This is a genomic window from Luteimonas viscosa, from assembly GCF_008244685.1.
GTDB lineage: Bacteria > Pseudomonadota > Gammaproteobacteria > Xanthomonadales > Xanthomonadaceae > Luteimonas > Luteimonas viscosa.
The window spans coordinates 1-865 of sequence record NZ_VTFT01000008.1 but is presented as its reverse complement, the minus strand read 5'-3'; the positions used below and the strand labels follow the sequence as shown (position 1 = coordinate 865).

Annotated in this window: 1 protein-coding gene; it reads right to left on the bottom strand. The window is 71.8% G+C overall.

What is annotated here, in order from left to right; genetic code table 11:
• A partial coding sequence (locus FZO89_RS18400) for a BREX system ATP-binding domain-containing protein (RefSeq protein ID WP_149104922.1) occupies positions 1–775 on the bottom strand: 775 nt, incomplete at its 3' end.
• Between the last annotated feature and the right edge of the window lie 90 nt (positions 776–865).

The window sequence follows — 865 nt, the reverse complement described above, 5'->3', positions numbered from 1 at the left end:
GGCGCGGTACGCTCAGCGCGCTGGGCAACTCGAACCCGCCGGCCAGCAGCGACGGCAGTGCGCCCTTCGGCAGCTCGAGCAGCGCCAGGGGATTGCCACGGGCCTCGGCGACGATCCGGTCGCGCACCACGTCGTCGAGGGGGGCGCCGACCGCAGCGGCCAGCAGCGCCCGCGCATCCTTCTGTCCGAGCCCGTCCAGCCGCAGTTCGGGCAAGTCGACGAAGGCGCTGACATCGCGATCGGTCGGGTCGCGCAGCGCGAACACCAACGCGATCCGCTCGGCCACCAGGCGCCGCGCAACGAACCCAAGCACCTGCGCGGACGCCTGGTCCAGCCATTGCGCATCCTCGACAAGGCACAGCAGCGGGCCGTCCTCGGCGACTTCGGCCAACAGGTTGAGGGTCGCCAACCCGACCAGGAACCGGTCCGGTGCAATACCCTCGCGCAAGCCGAACGCCACGCCCAGGGCGGCCTGCTGCGGGTCGGGCAGCGCCCCGGCCCGGTCCAGCAGCGGCGAGCACAACTGGTGCAGGCCCGCGAACGCGAACTGGGTCTCGGACTCCACTCCGGCCGCGTCCTCGGTGCGGAACCCCGATGCCGTCGCGGTGGCACGGGCATGCTCAAGCAGCGCGGTTTTTCCGATGCCTGCTTCCCCGCGGACCACGAGCACACCGCCCTGCCCGCTCTGCGCCCGGGACAGCACCCGCTCGATCGTCGCACGCTCCGTGCGCCGCCCCCGAAGGGACAACCGTGGTGCGCCAGCGCGAGGCCGCATCGAAGTCACGGGTTCAGCTTACGTTGTCACGCCGGTTCCAGTCGATACGATCAGACCAGGCGGGCATGGGGCGCACCGCGTCCGGGGAGA